Origin of the sequence: Enhydrobacter sp., assembly GCF_030246845.1 — a bacterium.
Taxonomy (GTDB): Bacteria; Pseudomonadota; Alphaproteobacteria; order Reyranellales; family Reyranellaceae; genus Reyranella.
The window spans coordinates 4380308-4397984 of sequence record NZ_CP126889.1 but is presented as its reverse complement, the minus strand read 5'-3'; the positions used below and the strand labels follow the sequence as shown (position 1 = coordinate 4397984).

General features: G+C 66.4%; 19 protein-coding genes and 1 tRNA gene. 5 read left to right on the top strand and 15 right to left on the bottom strand.

Annotation, left to right across the window (positions count from 1 at the left end):
* Nucleotides 1–51 precede the first annotated feature (51 nt).
* Nucleotides 52–127: transfer RNA gene (locus OJF58_RS21930), tRNA-Glu, on the top strand.
* A 57-nt stretch (nt 128–184) separates the two neighbouring features.
* On the opposite strand, the gene OJF58_RS21925 is transcribed toward OJF58_RS21930, so the two are convergent.
* Nucleotides 185–508: a hypothetical protein gene (locus tag OJF58_RS21925; RefSeq protein ID WP_300779896.1), complete on the bottom strand. Its 324-nt coding sequence runs from the start codon at nt 506–508 to the stop codon at nt 185–187.
* Nucleotides 509–514: 6 nt separating this feature from the next.
* Here OJF58_RS21925 and OJF58_RS21920 point away from each other — a divergent pair, with 6 nt between their 5' ends.
* The gene (locus OJF58_RS21920; RefSeq protein WP_300779895.1) at nt 515–793 is read left to right on the top strand and encodes an MBL fold metallo-hydrolase; all 279 of its coding nucleotides are present in this window, start codon (nt 515–517) and stop codon (nt 791–793) included.
* A gap of 17 nt (nt 794–810) precedes the next feature.
* Entirely contained in the window at nt 811–1023 is a 213-nt protein-coding gene (locus tag OJF58_RS21915) for a hypothetical protein (protein ID WP_300779894.1), read from the top strand.
* A gap of 11 nt (nt 1024–1034) precedes the next feature.
* Here the strand turns inward: OJF58_RS21915 and OJF58_RS21910 are convergent, their stop codons facing one another.
* Nucleotides 1035–1277: a hypothetical protein gene (locus OJF58_RS21910; RefSeq protein WP_300779893.1), complete on the bottom strand. Its 243-nt coding sequence runs from the start codon at nt 1275–1277 to the stop codon at nt 1035–1037.
* A gap of 146 nt (nt 1278–1423) precedes the next feature.
* On the opposite strand from OJF58_RS21910, the gene OJF58_RS21905 reads away from it, so the two are divergent.
* Nucleotides 1424–1744: a hypothetical protein gene (locus tag OJF58_RS21905; RefSeq protein WP_300779892.1), complete on the top strand. Its 321-nt coding sequence runs from the start codon at nt 1424–1426 to the stop codon at nt 1742–1744.
* A 19-nt stretch (nt 1745–1763) separates the two neighbouring features.
* Here the strand turns inward: OJF58_RS21905 and OJF58_RS21900 are convergent, their stop codons facing one another.
* The 7 genes from OJF58_RS21900 to OJF58_RS21870 form a co-directional block, all read right to left on the bottom strand.
* Nucleotides 1764–2594 (bottom strand): DUF2971 domain-containing protein, encoded by an 831-nt coding sequence (locus tag OJF58_RS21900; protein ID WP_300779891.1) that lies wholly within the window; start codon nt 2592–2594, stop codon nt 1764–1766.
* Between the two features lie 309 nt (nt 2595–2903).
* Nucleotides 2904–3998, bottom strand: a complete 1095-nt coding sequence (locus OJF58_RS21895) for a malate/lactate/ureidoglycolate dehydrogenase (RefSeq protein ID WP_300779890.1) — start codon at nt 3996–3998, stop codon at nt 2904–2906.
* Between the two features lie 28 nt (nt 3999–4026).
* On the bottom strand, nt 4027–4791 hold the full coding sequence (locus tag OJF58_RS21890; RefSeq protein WP_300779888.1) for an SDR family oxidoreductase: 765 nt from the start codon (nt 4789–4791) through the stop codon (nt 4027–4029).
* Nucleotides 4792–4835: 44 nt separating this feature from the next.
* A complete protein-coding gene (gene ugpC / locus OJF58_RS21885) occupies nt 4836–5936 on the bottom strand; it encodes a sn-glycerol-3-phosphate ABC transporter ATP-binding protein UgpC (RefSeq protein WP_300779887.1) in 1101 nt (366 codons plus the stop codon).
* A gap of 9 nt (nt 5937–5945) precedes the next feature.
* Entirely contained in the window at nt 5946–6857 is a 912-nt protein-coding gene (locus tag OJF58_RS21880) for a carbohydrate ABC transporter permease (protein ID WP_300779886.1), read from the bottom strand.
* Nucleotides 6857–7783, bottom strand: coding sequence for a sugar ABC transporter permease (locus tag OJF58_RS21875; protein WP_300779884.1), 927 nt, complete (start codon nt 7781–7783; stop codon nt 6857–6859). The genes OJF58_RS21880 and OJF58_RS21875 overlap by 1 nt, the downstream gene beginning before the upstream one ends.
* An 83-nt stretch (nt 7784–7866) precedes the next feature.
* The gene (locus OJF58_RS21870; protein WP_300779882.1) at nt 7867–9207 is read right to left on the bottom strand and encodes an extracellular solute-binding protein; all 1341 of its coding nucleotides are present in this window, start codon (nt 9205–9207) and stop codon (nt 7867–7869) included.
* A gap of 213 nt (nt 9208–9420) precedes the next feature.
* Between OJF58_RS21870 and OJF58_RS21865 the strand changes: the two genes are divergently transcribed.
* On the top strand, nt 9421–10671 hold the full coding sequence (locus OJF58_RS21865) for an aminotransferase (protein WP_300779881.1): 1251 nt from the start codon (nt 9421–9423) through the stop codon (nt 10669–10671).
* A 230-nt stretch (nt 10672–10901) separates the two neighbouring features.
* Here OJF58_RS21865 and thiD read toward each other — a convergent pair whose 3' ends face one another.
* Genes thiD through ybgF form a run of 6 tightly spaced genes read right to left on the bottom strand, consistent with a single transcriptional unit; the run spans nt 10902 to nt 17664 of the window.
* Nucleotides 10902–11702: a bifunctional hydroxymethylpyrimidine kinase/phosphomethylpyrimidine kinase gene (gene thiD / locus OJF58_RS21860; RefSeq protein WP_300779879.1), complete on the bottom strand. Its 801-nt coding sequence runs from the start codon at nt 11700–11702 to the stop codon at nt 10902–10904.
* 8 nt (nt 11703–11710) lie between these two features.
* Nucleotides 11711–13060 carry a phosphoglucosamine mutase gene (gene glmM / locus OJF58_RS21855; RefSeq protein ID WP_300779878.1) on the bottom strand — a complete coding sequence of 450 codons (1350 nt, stop codon included), beginning with the start codon at nt 13058–13060 and terminating at the stop codon, nt 11711–11713.
* A gap of 12 nt (nt 13061–13072) precedes the next feature.
* Nucleotides 13073–13846, bottom strand: coding sequence for a dihydropteroate synthase (gene folP / locus OJF58_RS21850; RefSeq protein ID WP_300779877.1), 774 nt, complete (start codon nt 13844–13846; stop codon nt 13073–13075).
* A 41-nt stretch (nt 13847–13887) separates the two neighbouring features.
* Nucleotides 13888–15837 carry an ATP-dependent zinc metalloprotease FtsH gene (ftsH, locus tag OJF58_RS21845; RefSeq protein ID WP_300779875.1) on the bottom strand — a complete coding sequence of 650 codons (1950 nt, stop codon included), beginning with the start codon at nt 15835–15837 and terminating at the stop codon, nt 13888–13890.
* Between the two features lie 25 nt (nt 15838–15862).
* On the bottom strand, nt 15863–16942 hold the full coding sequence (gene tilS / locus OJF58_RS21840) for a tRNA lysidine(34) synthetase TilS (RefSeq protein ID WP_300779873.1): 1080 nt from the start codon (nt 16940–16942) through the stop codon (nt 15863–15865).
* Entirely contained in the window at nt 16939–17664 is a 726-nt protein-coding gene (gene ybgF, locus OJF58_RS21835; RefSeq protein WP_300779872.1) for a tol-pal system protein YbgF, read from the bottom strand. The genes tilS and ybgF overlap by 4 nt, the downstream gene beginning before the upstream one ends.
* Nucleotides 17665–17677 lie beyond the last annotated feature (13 nt).

Below are 17677 nucleotides of genomic sequence, written 5' to 3'. Positions count from 1 at the left end.
CCGCAGGCTTGCGCCGCCCGAAGCATTCGACTATCAGTCTCCGCCTGCCTCGCTCCCATCGTCTAGAGGCCTAGGACGCGGCCCTCTCAAGGCTGAAACACGGGTTCGACTCCCGTTGGGAGCGCCAACCAGACATGAGCTGCGCAGCGGCGCTCCAACCCCAATGCCTCGGGAGGGCCGCTCCTCAGTCGTCAATTCGATTGCGACCGCGCGTCTGCTCGTCGACCATCGGCCCTAAATCATTGGGAACACGACACTCGAGGGCAAGATGCATATCCGAACCAGGATAGGTGCCGCTGCAGCGTTGTTCCTTTCCGCGAGCATGATTGCCTCCGCCCATGGCGCGGACGGTGGAGATTCGGCACTGGCGGCGAAGCATGATCAGATCGCCAGGAATCTCGCAGGGGGTGATCTCAAGGCGGTGACGTCTGGCTGCAACAGCATTGGCAAGCCCCTCGTCATCCCGGAAAGTGGACTTCACGCGGGTTTGGCGAAGTCGATCGACCAAGGTAGATTGCCTCCGACGAAGGTCTTCGACAATCTCTACTTCGTCGGCGCGAAGTGGGTGTCGGCCTGGGCCATCACGACCGACGGCGGCATCATCCTGCTCGATTCCCTGAACAACGAACAGGAGGCGCGCGAGGACATCGAGGGCGGCCTGAAGGAGCTTGGCCTCGATCCCGCCTCCATCAAGAAGATCAACGTGACCCACGCCCACGGGGACCATTACGGCGGGGCCAAGTATCTGCAGGAGAAGTACCACGCCCAGGTCGTCATGAGCGATATCGACTGACCGGGCGGTTCAGGGATATGGCCAAATCGTCGAATATCGACATCTTCCTGTCCAACCATTCCGGTTTGGACGGCACAGAGCACAAGATCGCGAAATTGAAATCCGGAGCCGTCGACGGCGTTCATCCATTCGTCATCGGCACCGAGGCGGTTGAGCGCACCATGACCATCCTTGGCGAATGCGGGAAAGCCGTCCTGGCCTCCTTCGACGCCAAGGCAGTGCCGAAATAGCCGGAGACGGCTCAGGCCTGCGCGGTCGTGCTCGCACCGAGCTCCGTCGGGCTCGGCTGGCGGTCCGACCGGGGACGACTGATCGGACGCGCCCGCTGTTCCAGTTCGGCTGCCCTTCGCTCCAGAGCGGCCGCATAGTCGGCAAGACGGGCTCTGGCCGACTCCAGAAGCATCTGCTGCGCAATGAGACGGGCCTGCTGTGCAAGCAGGCGCACTGCCTTCGCATCCTCCACCGACAGACCGACAGGTTCCATTCCCGATCCACCAAAGCTATCCTTGCGTCACGAGTAACCGGATGACGCCGGAGCCTCCAGTGACGTTCCTGTCACGACGCGGACAAAGCTGTGACCGACCGCTTGCGTGGTTGCCGGACGGCGCCGGGGGTGTGACGTTGCCCGCGATGAAGCGACTCTTGTGCGTCGGCTTGCTGGCGATGAGCAGCCCGGCGCAGGCCGACGGCGTCTCGAAGCAGACCGCCGCGACGGCCGCCTACTGCGCCGGCGTCAAATGGGCCCGGCTGCTGCAGACGCCGGATCGCCCCGAGGCGCTGAGAGCGCGTGTGCAGGACGCAAACGACCTGATGCAGGCCGGCATCGAGCAGGCGATCATCTCCCAGCGCGAGGCGCAGGCCGCCTACGACAGGGGCGTGAAGGACGGGCAGTCCTGCGGCACCGACGAGAACGGCACGGTGTGCCGGAAGGCCATGCTGCGATGCCCGTAAACGTGGCCGAGACGTAACGTCAGCAGAACGGAACGATCTGCAACGCGTACTTGCCCGGAATCTTGACGGCCTTCTTGAGCGCGATCGGCGTGGACGACTGCTTGACCAGCGCCTTGAGGGTTTCGCGCTCGTTCTTCCCCATCATGCAGCCGACGATGATCGACTTCAGGCTCTGGCCCGGGAATCGAACCCAGTGATCGTCCGCGATCAGGGTCTGGTGGCTGAGCTTTCTCGCCCGTTCCTGCGCGATCAGCCGGTACTCCGATTCGTGGCTCCAGTGGCTGGGCTTGGCCAGGATCGGCAGCAGCGCATCCTCCTCCTGCCTGATCTTGAGCGGCATCGCCGGATATTCGTCCCGGTAGCTGACCTGTGCCGCTTCGGCGAAGAACACGGTGCTGGTCTCGAACTCGAGGCAGATGCCTTTGTGCCGGTCGGCATAGTGCGCCCAGCTCAGCGGATGATCTGCGTGAGCGGAGAAGCAGAAGATGCGGAAGACGTCGTTCATCCAGTCGGCCATGGCGTTCGCCTCGGTCACCATCCGCCGTAGGATCTCGCCATTCTCGCGCAGCAATATCCTGAAGCGCTCGCGCGCCACCGACGACAGCTCGGCGAGGCCGTGATCGTAGAGCTGCTCGAGCCACTGCGCGGTCTCTTCCCGCCAGTGAGGATCGTCGATGCGGCCGAGATCGAAGGACGGCCGGCAATCCCAGGCATCGCCGAAACCGCCGGGCCGCGAGAAGTAGAGCCGGTTGAACGCGACGATGGGATACAGGCGCGCCATGTCGAATGCCGCGAAGTGGTAGAGATGGTCGATCCCTGCCTCGCGGGCCGTTATGTATCGCCGGTGCATCAAGCTCGCATCATCTCATCCAGGACCGCCGTCGCTGACGCGCCGGCCGGACGTCCCCCTCATAGACGCTGTCTCGAAACACAGATGTGAGAACGTGCGTGGCCACAATTTTGACGCAGGCTTTCCGCCCGTTTTCGGGGTGCCGGCGGTCAATGGTCACTGGCCCTGGCTCTGTCGGTGAGGTCATCTTGCCCGCCGCTGTGGCCCTCCCTCCACCACGTGGGCCCCAGCACGCGCCGGCGGCAACCCCCGAGTGCTGCCGGCGCATCTCCCGCCACGCCGTTGCCGGTCCTTCCGGCGTCGTCCCGGCTACATCGTGGCCTGTTGGATGCGCCGTTCGTCGAGGCCGACCGAGCGGGCCGTCTCGACGATGGCGGCCCAGGTGTCGTCCGGCAGCGGCACGCCCTCGACGAGGCGCCTGGCGCGGCTCCTTGCCTCCGCCTCGCCGGGCAGGAGGATCTCGCCGCCGGCCGTCGCCGGCCGGGAACTCCTCACGAAATCGACATAACGCGCGATGTCCTTCGGGAAGAAGCCCTGTGGGTCGAGCACCTTGGGATCGACGTAGAACGACAGCATGCCGTTGGCGAAGCGGCCGCGTCCGGGATCGGTCGCGCCGGTGCCCGAAAGCGAGCCGCCCAGGAGCTCGCACATGAAGGCGAGGCCCGATCCCTTGTGCTCGCCGAAGGCACGGATCGCGCCCTTGCCCTTGCTGTGGTCGCGTGGACCGGTCGGCGTGTAGTCACCGTAGAGAAGATGTGGATCGGCGCTCGGCTGGCCGTCCGGCCCGATCAGGGCGCCGTCCGGCACTTTCTTGCCGCCCTGGCTCGCCACCAGGACCTTGCCCTCGGCGACGACAGACGTGGCGAAGTCGAGGATCAGCGGCTCCTGGCCCGCGCGCGGGACGCCGACGCAGTAGGGCGCCGTCGAGAACCGGCGGTCGACGCCGCCATGGGGTGCCACCAGCACGCTGCCCGAGGCATTGACGAAATGGATCGAAACCAGGCCCTCGGCCGCCGCCATCTCGGCCCAGTCGCCGACCCGCCCGACATGGCCCGCATTGCGCAGCGTCACGGCCGAGAGTCCGGCCCTTTTGCATTTGTCGATGCCGATGCGCACCGCCTGCGGCGTCACCGTCTGGCCGAAGCCGTACTTGCCGTCGACCACGGCGATCACCGGCGTGTCAACCAGGACGTCCACCGTCACGTCGGCTACCACGGTCCCGTTCCTCTTCTGGCTCGCGTAGCGCGGCACGCGCACGACGCCGTGGCTGTCGTGGCCGCAGAGGTTGGCGCTCACCAGATAGCGGCCGATGCGCTCCCCCTCCTCCCTCGAGCAGCCTGCCGCCACGAAGATATCCGCGACGAAGGCCTCGAGCGCCTTCGCCTTGATCGTCACCGTACCCATGCGCACTCCTGAAATGACGAGCGTGCGATCACGCCTTGCCGCGCTGGAGATTGGCCACGTAGCCGCGGTTCCAGGTCGGATTGATCATCACCTCGTTGATGACGATGCGCGGCGGCAGGCAGGCGATGTAGCGGATGAGATCGCCCACGTCCTCCGACTGCGCCATGCGGGCGCGCTCCTCCCTGGTCACGGGCACCGGCCGCTTGTCGAGGATCGGCGTCGCCACTTCACCCGGGCAGACCACGCAGGAGCGGATGCCGTTCACGCACTCCTCCATGTTGATGGTGTGGCTCATCGCCACCACGCCGTGCTTGGCGGCGGAATAGGCCGGACCGCTCAGCAGGCTCGGCTGCCGGCCGGCAACCGAGGAGGTATGGATCAGGACGCCATCCTTGTGCCGCCGCATCAGCGGCAGGACGGCGGTGGTGCAGTAGAAGGCGCTCGACAGGTTGCCGTCGATCACCTGCTCGGCGCCTGCCGGCGAAAGCTGCTTCCAGCTCCTTTCCAGGATGTTGAGCCCGGCGTTGTTCACCAGGATGTCGCAACGGCCGAACTTCCTGTCGATGTCCGCGGCGATGCGCGTCACGGCCGCCGCCTTCATCAGGTCGCCCGGCTTGACGACGGCCTTGCCGCCCGCCTGCTTGATGGCGCCGGCCGTGTCCTGCAGCGGTTCCCGGCGCCGACCGGTCAGCACGACGGTCGCGCCTTCCTTCGCCAGCGCGACGGCCGCCGCCTGGCCAATGCCCGACCCTGCGCCGGTCACCCAGGCGACCTTGCCCGTCAACGCACTCATGGAACTCCCCCTTTACGCTTCGACCGCCGGCTTCGATCGGCCGATCACAGCACCTTTCCGGTGGTGTCGTCGATCAGGTGCATGTTGCTGAGGTCGGCGCGCAGCTTCATCGGCTGGCCGGCCACGGCACCGGCGGTCGGATTGACGCGGCCGCAGACTTCCACGCCCTGGATCGTGAAGTAGACCAACGTCTCCATACCCATCGGCTCGACCACCTCGATCGTCATGTCGAAGTCGTGCTGATTCGGCTCGATATGCGGGCGCGTCTCGATGATGTGCTCGGGCCGCAGGCCGAGCACGAGATTGGGCTTTCCGACGAAGCTGCCATAGCGAGCGGTGCGCGACGCCGGAACGGGCATCGAGAGCTTGTCGTTCAGCCGCATGCGCAGGGCGCCGGCCGCCTGCTCGAGCTGGCACGGAATGAAATTCATCGCCGGCGAGCCGATGAAGCCGGCCACGAACTTGGTCGTCGGCGTGTGGTAGAGATCGTTGGGCGAGCCGACCTGCTCGATCAGGCCGGCATTCATCACCACGACGCGGTCGGCGAGCGTCATCGCCTCGACCTGGTCGTGCGTGACGTAGACCGTTGTGGTGCGCACCTTCTGGTGCACCTTCTTGATCTCGGTGCGCATCTGCACGCGCAGCTTGGCATCGAGGTTCGACAGCGGCTCGTCGAACAGGAACACCTTGGGATCGCGAACGATCGCCCGTCCCATGGCGACGCGCTGGCGCTGGCCGCCGGAAAGCTGCTTGGGCTTGCGGTCGAGCAGCTCGGTGATGTCGAGGATCTGCGCCGCCTGCTTCACCCGCCGGTCGATCTCGTCGCGCGGCCGGCGCTTCAGCTTCAGCCCGAACGACATGTTCTCGTACACGTTCATGTGCGGGTAGAGCGCGTAGTTCTGGAACACCATGGCGATGTCCCGGTCCTTGGGCGGAACGTCGTTCACGATGTCGCCGCCGATCGCGATATCGCCGCCGGAGATCTCCTCCAGCCCGGCGATCATGCGCAGCGTCGTGCTCTTGCCGCAGCCCGACGGGCCGACCAGGACGATGAACTCCTTGTCCGCGATGTCGAGATCGACCCCGCGGACGGCCATCACCTCGTCGTACTTCTTGATGACCTTGCGCAGCGTGACTTGAGCCATGAGTGAAACCTACCCTTTTGTGGCGCCCGCGGTGAGACCCGCGATGTAGTAGTCCATGAGGAAGGCGTAGATGATGAGCGGCGGCGCCGCGCCGAGCAGCGCGCCCGTCATGATCTGGCCCCAGTTGAAGACGTCACCCTTGATCAGCGTCGTCACGATGCCGACCGGCAGCACCAGCTGGTCGGTCGAGGTCGTGAAGGCCAGCGGATAGAGGAATTGCGCCCACGATACGGTGAAGGCGAAGATCGTGGCGGCGATGATGCCGGGGATGGCCACCGGGATGAAGATCTTGGTCAGCGCCTGCATCCAGCTCGCGCCGTCGATCAGCGCCGCCTCGTCCAGTTCCTTCGGGATGGAGGCGAAGTAGCCGATCATGATCCAGGTGCAGAACGGCACCGTGAGCGTCGGATAGATGATGATCAGGGTCCACCAGTGGTTCATCAGCTCGATGCCGGTGGTGTCGCGCACGAACGCGAACATCTTGAACAGCGGGATGAACAGCAGGGTGTCCGGGATCAGGTAGGTCAGGAACACGCCGGTGGCGAGCGTGGCCGATCCCCAGAACTTCATGCGCGCCAGCGCAAAGGCCGCGGTGACGCTGATCAGCATGGTGATGACGACCACGCAGACCGAGACCATGGCGGAGTTGCGGAAGAACACCAGGTACTGGTTCTGACCCAGCAGCTCCTGGTAGTTGCTGAGCGTCGGCTCGTACACCCACCACGGATTGATCGCCGCCGAGATCTCGCCGCTGCTCTTCAGCGACGTGATCAGCATGTAGAGCGGCGGCGTCAGGAAGAAGATGACGAACAGCACCAGGAAGAAGTACGACCAGCGCATGGCCCAGCGCCGGTCGCGGCTCATGCTGCGGTACTTGACGGGGTGCCTGGCGGTCCCGGCTGCGATTGTGGCGTTGGCCATCAGACTTCACTCCCCCGTCGGCTGATGTCGCGCAGGATGAACGCGGCGGCGATCGCCAGGATCGGCGCCATGAACAGCGACACGGCAGCGCCCTGCGGGATGTCGCCGCTTTCGATGCCGACCTTGAAGGCCCAGGTGGCGAAGATGTGCGTTGCATTGAGCGGACCGCCAGCGGTCAGCACGCGCACGATGTCGAAGTTGGCGAAGGTCACGATCAGCGAGAACAGCGCCGTGATGGCGATGATGTTGCGCATCATCGGCAGGTTCACGTACCAGATGCGCTGCAGCCAGGAGGCGCCGTCGATCGCCGCCGCCTCGTGAAGCTGCTCGGGCACCGACTTCAGCGCCGCGAGATACATGATCATGAAGAACGGGGCGCCGGCCCAGATGTTGACCAGGATCACGCAGAACCGCGCCCAGCCGGCCTCGCCGGTCCAGGGGATGGGCCCGACACCGAAATGCGCCAGGATCCAGTTGAAGGCGCTGTAGGACGGATCGAACAGCCACAGCCAGGCGAGCGTGCTCATCGCCGGCGGAATGACCCACGGCACCAGCAGCATGCCGCGCCATTTGCGCTGGCCCTTGAGCGGAATGTTGTGCACCAGGTGCGCCACGATGAAGCCGATGATCGCCTTGAAGATCACGGCGGTGATGGCGAACAGGCAGGACTGGTAGACCACGTCCCAGAAGATCTGGCGCTTCAGGATGAACTCGAAGGTGCCCAGGCCGACGAACTTGCTCATCGACTTGTTGAGCATCGCCAGATAGACGGCGTAGCCGGCCGGATAGACGACGAGAATGGCGATCAGCAGGATCAGCGGCAGCGCCATGAGAAAGGCGATCGTGGACTTGCGCTGCATGAGCTTGTGCAACCCCGAGCGGCTTCCCGCGACGGCGGTTGCGTTGGGGGCGGCGATGTCGGCCATGGAAGGCTCCGTACGCGTGTGTGTCGGGGCTTCAATATGGCGAGGACGCCGTCTTGCCGGACGGCGCCCTCTTCTGCTTCACGCTAGTTGCGCATGAAGCCTTCGAGCTCGTTGGATGCCCAGTCCAGGGTCTTCTCCAGCGGCTCACCCTTGAAGTAGCGAACGGCCATCTGGGTCTGCAGACCCAGGTTATAGATCTGCTCGGCGATCTTGTGCGGGGCGGGCGCCGCGGCGATCGACAGAGTCTGGTGGTGGTACGGGTCGGGATAGTGGAAGAGCGTGCCCTTCGGCGGCTCGGCCTCGGCCCAGACCTTGAACTTGGTGAGCTTCTCGAACGCGGGCAGATCGTAGCCGCCGCTCGCCTCGACCATCTTCTCGGCCGACGAAGCCTGCGACATGTACATCAGCAGGCTCTTGGCCGCCGGCACGTTCTTGCTGAAGTTCCAGATGCCCCAGAAGAACGGCAAGAAGGGACCGAACCGGCCCTTGGGACCGGACGGGAAGCCGTGTGTCCAGCAATTCTCGGCGACCTTGGGCGCGTCGCGCTTGGCCACCGCCCAGGCGCTCGGCGGGTTCATGATCATCGACGCCTGGCCCGACACCAGGAACTTGTTGTTCGACGAATCGTCCCAGGCCGGCACGTCCTCCGGCAGGAACGCCATCAGCTTCTTGTACCAGTCGAGCGCCTGGCGCACCTGGTCGTTCTTGACGACGATCTCGCCCTTGGCATCGACCAGCACGGCACCGAACGAATGGAAGATCGCCCCGATCGTATCGACGCAGTCCGACGTCGTGCCGAGACCGATGCCGAACGGATGGCCGCCCTTGTGGCACGCTTCCGCCGCCTTCATGAAGGCGTCCAGCGTCCAGTCTTTGTCCTTGGGCTCGGCGCCGGCCGGATACATCGCCTGCACGTCGATCTTGGCGTATTCCTTCATGTAGTCGATGCGCGAGCATGGCCCCTTGATCTGGCTGCCGATGGTCGCCGGAATGGCCAGCCACTTGCCGCCGATCTTGCCGAGATACTCGACCGTGTCGTTGACCTTGCCGTTGTCGGCGATGAGCTTGTCCATCTCGGCGTTGACCGGGACGAGCTGCTCGGCATAGCGCGCCGGCAGGAAGGTGTTCATGGCAATGATGTCGTGGCCGGACTTGGCCTGCGACTCGGCGGCGGTCGTGAGCAGAAGCTTGTTGCCCTGCGAGGTGATGAAGTCGATCTGGACCTCGACCTTCTCCTTCTCCCCCCACTCCTTGATGAGCTTCTCGGTGGCGCCATTGGCGTTGGGCACCCAGTGATCCCACAATCCCAACGAGAGCTTGCCCGCCGCGTAAGCGCCGCGCACGAACGGCGCCGCCACCATGGCGGTCGAGAGGGCGGCGGTGCCTCCCACAAAACGACGACGACTGACTTTCTTGAAGCCCATACGATTTCCTCCTCTACGCCGGCCAAGCGGCGACCACTCTACGCGCGTTGGCCACGCGCGACGGCTTTCAGACGAAGCCTTGCTACGGATGCTATGCAGAAGACAGAAGGCAAGCAATGCATTTTAGGAGCGGACAATGGCCGCTGCGTCATTTGACACCGGCCAGGGGCACCGGAATGCTCCGCGCCCCGGACACAAGGAGAGGAAGCGATCTTGCCTCAAGAATCCGTGAAATCGCCCGACGAGCCGACCGACGCCGCCCGCCCGAGACCCGAGCCGCCCCGCCGCCGGCCGGCCGCCAATCCATGGCTTGTGGCGGTCGATCCCTCGCCGATCGGCGAGACCAAGCGCTGGGTGCTGGGGCGGACCTTCCCGGCCGACCGGCCCTTGATCGATCTCAGCCAGGCCGTGCCCGGCTATCCGCCGGCACTGGAGTTGCGCCGGCATCTCGGCGCATTGCTGCTCGACACGGCGGTGCACGGCTACACACCCATTCTGGGCGTGCCCGCGTTGCGCGAACAGTATGCCGCGCATCTTTCCTCCTTCTACGATGCCCGCATCGGCGCCGACGAGGTCGGCATCACGTCGGGCTGCAACCAGGCCTTCTGCCTCGCCCTGATGAGTATCGCCAAGGCCGGCGATCAGGTGATCCTGCCGCGGCCGCACTATTTCAATCATGACATGTGGATGCGCATGCAGGGTGTCGAGCCGGTGCCGCTCGACTTCCGGCCCGGCTCGGGCGCCGTTCCGCATCCGGAGGATGCCGCGAAATTGATCGGACCACGTACCCGCGCCATCGTACTGATCACCCCCAACAATCCGACCGGCGCCGTCTATCCGGCCGAGACCGTCCATGCCTTCTACGAGCTCGCGCGCCGGCACGGCATCGTCCTCGTGCTGGACGAGACCTACAAGGATTTCCTGCCCGAGGGCACGCGGCCGCACGCGCTGTTCGGCGACCCGGGCTGGCGCGAGACGCTGGTGCATCTCTACAGCTTCTCCAAGGTGTTCGCCCTGACGGGGTACCGCGTCGGCGGCGTCACCGCCGGCGCAGGGCTGATGGCCGAGATCGAGAAGGCGATGGACTGCGTCTCGATCTGCCCACCGCGGCTGGCGCAGGAAGCGGCCCTCTACGGCCTGCGGCATCTGCTGCCATGGGCGCGCAACAACACCGAAGCTCTCAAGGCGCGCGCCGATCTTCTCGGCGCCGGCCTCGGCCGCTCGAACCGCTGGCGACTGGTCAGCATCGGTGCCTATTTCGCCTACGTCGAACACCCTTTCCCCGGCCGGCGCTCTACTGATGTGGCGAAAGGCCTGGCCGACGAAGAGAACCTGCTCACCATCCCGGGCGACATGTTCGGCGCGGGGCAGGATCGCTTCGTGCGGCTCGCTTTTGCAAACGTCACCGACGACAGCATCCCCGTGGTGCTCGAACGGCTGGAACGCTTCGGCGCCCCGTTCTGATCGACCTCAGGAATGAACAAGTGCCATTTCGTAAGGCTGTGTCATCCCGAGCGGAGCGAGGGATCCTTTGTAGGCGCTGCGAAAGATCCCTCGCTGCGCTTGGGATGACACGACACTGCTTGGTTCTTGTCCGTTGCGCGCTCCGATGAGCGTTCAAAGGAGCGCGCCACTCCAGTGGCGCTCATAAAGTGTCGAGACTGAGGACGGCACCATCGCCGTGACGCACTGCTTCACCAGTCTGGTCTGACCGTCACCGCGTGGTTGAGCGGGCCGTGCCCTTGGCCGTAGCCGGGCGCGGTCTCGATGGCTTTGCGGACATAGCTCCGGGCACGGGCCACGGCATCGTGGAGGCCGAGCTTCTGCGCCAGTCCGGCGGCGATCGCCGAGGCCAGCGTGCAGCCGGTGCCGTGCGTCGAGCGGCTCGCGATCCGCGCATCCTCGAAGCGGTCGACCTTGCCGTCGTGGAACAGCAGATCGATCACGCGATCGCCTTCGAGGTGTCCGCCCTTCACCAGGACGGCCCTGGCGCCCAGCGCGACCAGCCGTTCGCCGGCGCGCATCATGTCGACCTCGTCGCGCACCGCGAAGCCTGCCAGCACCTCGGCCTCGGGGAGGTTCGGCGTCAACACGGCCGCCATCGGCAGCAACGTGTCGCGCAACGCGGCCTCGGCCTCGGCGAGCAGCAGGCGGTGTCCGCCCTTGGCGACCATCACGGGATCGATCACCAAAGGCACGCCGGCCGCATGCGCCCTGAAGGCGGTGGCCACCGTGCGGATCACCTCGGCGCTGTGCAGCATGCCGGTCTTGAGGGCGTCGGCGCCGATGTCCGTCAGCACGACCTCGATCTGCCGCGCAACGAAGGCGGGCGTCACCGCCTCGACCGCCTGAACGCCCAGCGTGTTCTGCGCCGTGAGTGCGGTGATCGCGGTCGCGGCAAACGCATCCATCGCCGTCACGGCCTTGATGTCGGCCTGGATGCCGGCGCCGCCGCCCGAATCGGAGCCGGCTACGATCAGGACGCGGCCTTTCATCTTCCTTCTCAGGCGGCCTGGCGCGGAATGGCGTCGACGATCTGATCGACGACGCTGCGCACGAGCTCCGAATCGTCGCCCTCGGCCATGATGCGGATCATCGGCTCGGTGCCCGACTTGCGCACCAGCACGCGCCCGGCCTTGCCGAGCTTCTCCTCGGCCGAGGCGATCGCCGACAGCACGCTGGCCGCGTTCAAGGCGGCACTGGCGTCGCCGACGCGCACGTTCTTCAGAAGCTGCGGCACCGGCTTGAAGGCCTGGAAGGTCTCGCTCGCGCGCTTGCCGCACTTGGTCATCGCCGCCAGCGCCTGCAGCGCGGCCATCAGGCCGTCGCCCGTCGTCGCATGGTCGGTCATGATGATGTGGCCGGACTGCTCGCCGCCGAGATTGAAGCCGCCGGCCCGCATGCGCTCCAGCACGTAGCGATCGCCGACCTGGGTCCGCACCAGCGCAAGGCCGAGCGCCGCCACGAACCGTTCGAGACCGAGATTGGACATGACCGTGGCCACCAGGCCGTTGCCCGCGAGGCGCCCATCCCTCTTCCACTGATCGGCGATGGTCGCCATCAACTGGTCGCCGTCGATCAGATTGCCCTTCTCGCAGATCAGCACGACGCGGTCGGCGTCGCCGTCGAGCGCGATGCCGATGTCGGCACCGTGCGCCACCACGTACTCCTGCAGCGTCGCCGGATGGGTGGAGCCGCAGTTGTCGTTGATGTTGAAGCCGTCGGGCGAGACGCCGAGCGGGATGACCTCGGCGCCCAGCTCCCACAGTACCGTCGGCGCCACCTTGTAGGCAGCGCCGTTGGCGCAATCGACAACGATCTTGAGGCCGGTCAGGTCGAGACCGCGCGCCGCCGACCCCTTCACGGCCTCGATATAGCGGCCCTCGGCGTCGTCGAGGCGCTTGGCCCGTCCGATTGCCGCCGGGCCGGCGACGGGAATGGCCGAGGGCTCGCCGACCAGCGCTTCGATCTGGTCCTCGACCGTGTCGGACAGCTTGAAGCCGTCGGGCCCGAACAGCTTGATGCCGTTGTCCTCGTAGGGATTGTGCGAAGCCGAGATCATGACGCCGAGATCCGCCCGCATCGACCGTGTCAGGAAGCCGATGGCCGGCGTCGGGATCGGCCCCAGCAGCAGCACGTCCATTCCCACCGACAGGAAGCCCGCCGTCATTGCCTGCTCGAGCATGTAGCCCGAGAGGCGTGTGTCCTTGCCGATCACGACGCGATGGCGGTGGCTGCCGCGGTTGAAGACCCGGCCTGCCGCCATGCCGATTTGCATGACGGTGTCGGCGGTCATCGGCGCACTGTTGGCGCGGCCGCGCACGCCGTCGGTGCCGAAGAGAGAGCGAGACATGACGGGTGAATTTTATCGCATCGCTGCCGAGACAGCGAGAGCCTGCCGGGTGCCGGCCACATCATGGACACGGAGAATCGAGGCACCGCGGCGCGCCGCCTCGACGGCGAGCCAGATGGAGGCAGGGTCGCGCCGCTTCGGCTCGGCGATGCCGGTGAGCTTGCCGATGAAGCTCTTTCGCGAGCAGCCGATCAATACCGGGTAGCCCGCTTCGGCCAGCCGCCCCGCGCCGGCGATCAGCTCCAGCTCCTGGCCGACGCTCTTGCCGAATCCCACGCCTGGATCGAGCGCGATGCACCCGCGCTTCATGCCGGCAGCCTCGCAGGCGGCTGCGCGTTCGAGCAGGAACCTGCGGACATCCTCGACGACGTTTTCATAGGGCGGACCGGCAAAGACATTCTCCGGCAGGCCGCGCCGATGCATCAGGACCACGTCGGCCTCACGCTGCGCCACCAGCCGCAGCATGTCCGGATCGTCGCGCAGGGCCGATACATCGTTCACGATCCGCGCTCCGGCATCGAGTGCGGCACGGGCGACCGAGGCCCGCCGGGTGTCGACCGACACCAGAACGCCCTGCCGTCCAAGTCCCTCGACCACGGGCCGGATGCGCCGCAATTCCTCGTCCGGCGGAGTCGGCGACGCACGCGGCCGGGTCGATTCGCCGCCCACGTCCACGATGTCGGCGCCCTCGGCGACGAAGCGCAGGCCGTCATCGATGGCCCGCGCCGGATCGAGACGATCGCCGCCGTCGGAAAAGGAGTCGGGCGTCACGTTCACGATCGCCATGATCCTCGGACGATCGAGCGTGAGGTCCGCAAAGGTTCGGATCAAACGCCCGGCTGCGGCTCGGGGCTGGCGCCGGGGGAGGTGCCGGGCGCGGAACCGCTGCTGCTCGGCACCGAGGCGCGGCGCCGACGCTCGGCCGGGCCGGCGCCGCCGGTGTCGTCGCGCACGATGGTCTCGCCGCGCAGGATCTGGCCGATCTCGTCGTTGCTCAGCGTCTCGTACTCGAGCAGCGCATTGGCGATCGTGTGCAGATCCTCGAGATTGTCGGTCAGAATCTTGCGGGCTTGCGTCTCCGCCTCCTCGATGAGCCGGCGCACTTCCTGGTCGATGAGCTGGGCGGTGGCCTCGGACACGTTCTGGGTCTGCGTCACGGCATGCCCCAGGAACACCTCCTGCTCGTTGGCCTGGTACCGCACGCGCCCGAGCTTGTCGGACATGCCGTAGGCCGTGATCATGCCGCGCGCCATCTGGGTGGCGACCTGGATGTCGCTGGCGGCGCCGGTGGTGACGTTCTCCGGTCCGAAGATGATCTCCTCGGCGATGCGGCCGCCGAACAGGATCGCCAGCCGCGACTCGAGGTAGAGCTTGGTGTGGCTGAGGTGGTCGCGCTCCGGCAGCTGCATGGTGACGCCGAGCGCACGGCCGCGCGGGATGATCGTCACCTTGTGCAGCGGATCGGTCTTGGGCACGTGGAGCGCCACCAGCGCGTGACCCGCCTCGTGATAGGCGGTGAGCTTCTTCTCCTCGTCGGTCATCGCCATCGAGCGCCGCTCGGTGCCCATCAGCACCTTGTCCTTGGCGTACTCGAAATCGGACATGGTGACGAGCCGCTTGCCGACGCGGGCGGCGCGCAAGGCCGCCTCGTTCACGAGGTTGGCGAGATCGGCACCGGAGAAGCCCGGCGTGCCGCGCGCCAGCACCCGCGGATCGACGTCCGGCGCGAGCGGAATCTTGCGCATATGGACCTTCAGGATCTTCTCGCGGCCGCCGATGTCGGGGTTGGGCACCACGACCTGGCGGTCGAAGCGGCCCGGACGCAACAGCGCCGGATCGAGAACGTCCGGGCGGTTGGTGGCCGCGATCAGGATCACGCCCTCGTTGGATTCGAAGCCGTCCATCTCGACCAGCAACTGGTTGAGCGTCTGCTCGCGCTCGTCGTTGCCGCCGCCGAGGCCGGCGCCGCGATGGCGGCCCACCGCGTCGATCTCGTCGATGAAGACGATGCACGGCGCGTTCTTCTTCGCCTGCTCGAACATGTCGCGCACGCGGCTTGCGCCCACGCCGACGAACATCTCGACGAAGTCGGAGCCCGAGATGGTGAAGAACGGCACGTTCGCCTCACCCGCGATGGCGCGCGCGAGAAGCGTCTTGCCGGTGCCCGGCGGCCCGACCAGCAGACAGCCCTTGGGGATCTTGCCGCCGAGGCGCTGGAATTTCTGCGGATCCTTGAGGAAGTCGACGATCTCCTCCAGTTCGCCCTTGGCCTCGTCGATGCCGGCCACGTCCTCGAAGGTGACGCGCCCGTGCTTCTCCGTCAGCAATCGTGCCCGCGACTTGCCGAAGCCCATGGCGCGGCCGGTGCCGCTCTGCATCTGGCGCAGGAAGAATATATAGACTCCGACCAGGACCAGGACCGGCAGCCAGCTGACGAAGATGCTGCCGATATTGACCCCCTCCTCGGCCGGCCCCGCTTCCACGCGATCGACGTTCTTGATCAGCATGGGCATGAGCTGCTCGTCCGGCGGCGTGCTCGGAACGTAGGTCGAGAATTTCTGCATGCCGTTGCGCGGCTCGCGGAAGGTGCCTGTGATCGTGTTGCCGGAGATGCGGACGTCCTGGATCTGCCGCTGCTCGACCGCACGGACGAAATCGGAGTACGAGATGGCGTTCCCGGCCGCCCGGGTCGTTCCTCCCTGAAAGACGCTGTAGAGCAGCGCCAGAAGCAGGACGATGACGATCCACAAGGCGGCGTTACGGTTGAACGGGTTCACGATTTCGGTCCGATGACTGGGGTTTTCACTCTAGATGGGGCGTACCGTGTGTGCCGCAAGCGAAAAATGCCGCCGGAACGAGCGGCTGATCGGCGCTTTCACGGCCTTTCCTGCCATTTTCCGGCGTCACAATCCAGCGCGGCCGGCGATCCCCCCGCGTTTGCCTCAGCCTCAGACGGCATTCAGACAAGGTGAAATCCTGGCTCTTTCCCGACTTGCCACGGTCCGCCGCCCGCGAAAGCCGCACAAGGGCGCGGTCCAGCCGGTCTCGGCGGGGCGGATGGGGCCGCCCCGCCACGGCCTGGATGAGCCGGCCGAGGAGCCGCGCGGCCCGCGGCCGGCCGAGACAGGCAAAAGCCGCCCGGTCGAAGACGACGGTGGCCGGCGGCTCGACCTCCAGCATCGCTACGGCATCCTCCGCCAGGATGCGCTCACGCGCCGCACGGCCCGCCGCGCTTTTCTGCGGCAGGGCAACCTGCGGCCGCGCCCGCAGCCGCGCGCGCTCGAAACGAGGATCGGCATTGGACGGGTCCTCGATCCAGGGGATGCCGCGCTCTCGAAGCGTAGCCGTCAAACGGTCCCGCGGCACCGAAAGCAGCGGCCGCAGCAGGCGCGCCTGTCGATGCTCGACAACCGCCGCCATGCCCGCCAGCCCGTCCGGCCCGCTCGCCCGCGCCATCCGCATGGCGACCGTCTCGGCCTGGTCGGCGGCATGATGGGCGACCAGGAGATGGAGGATGCCGTGACGTCGACAGGCTTCGAACAGGAGCCGATAGCGCGCCGTCCTCGCCTCTTCCTGCAGACGACTCGCCGGCTTCTCGCCGGACCAGTGCAGGATCTCGGCGGCGATGCCACGGCCGGCGAGCAGGTCGCGGGTCGCGGCGGCTTCCGAAGCCGACTCGGCGCGCAGCCCGTGATCGACGATCAAGGCCACCGTTCGGCCCCCACGGGCGGCCGCCCAGTCTTGCGCCAGCAAGACGAGACAAAGCGAATCGCGGCCGCCGGACACGGCGACGGCCAGCACCGGATCGGCTTCGAACGGCCCGAAAGCCATCATCAGGGCGGCGAACTCGTCGCCGCCAATTGCGGCCGGCCGCCTGCTCAACTGCAATTGTTCCGTTGCCGCTCCTGATCGACGCGCCGCTTCTGGAGGTCGGTCGCGTGCGGGTAGTCCTTGGTGAAGCGGGCGAAGACGGCGCAGGCGTCGGTCTTGCGGCCGAGCACCGCCAGGGTGATGCCGAGCTTCAGCAGATTGTCGGGCCCCTTCTGGCTGGTCTTGTAGACCTTGTAGCCCTCGGCGAAGGCGGTCATCGCGTCCTGGTAGTCGCGGCGGGCGTAGTAGGATTCGCCCAGCCAATACTGGGCGTTGCCCGCCAGCACATGCTTGGGATAGCGCTGCACGAAGGCGCGGAAGTCGCGCTCGGCGCCGGCATAGTCGCCGTCCTGCAGGAGCTTGAAGGCGGCGTGATAGAGCTGGTCGGCCGAGGCGGTGGAGGACGCCGCCGCGTGCTGCGACGTCGAGCCCGATGACGGTGGCGAAGGGGCCGCGGGCCGCGACGGCGCCGGTCCCGCGGGCCCGGACCCGCCCTTGCCGCCTTTCTCGATCTGGTCGAGGCGGAAGTCGTAGTCCGTCCGCATCTTCTCCATCTGCTGCTGAAGCTGCTGGTTCTGGTACTGAAGCTGCTCGAGCTGGCCGGTCAGCATGGTGATCGACTGCTGGAGCTGGTTCAGCCGGTCCTCGATATAGACGTTGCTGCCGCTTTGCGCCGCGGCCGCCGACGGCAAGGCGAGCGCCAGGATCAGGAGCCGGGGAGAAAAGATCTTCATGTCGGACGCCAGT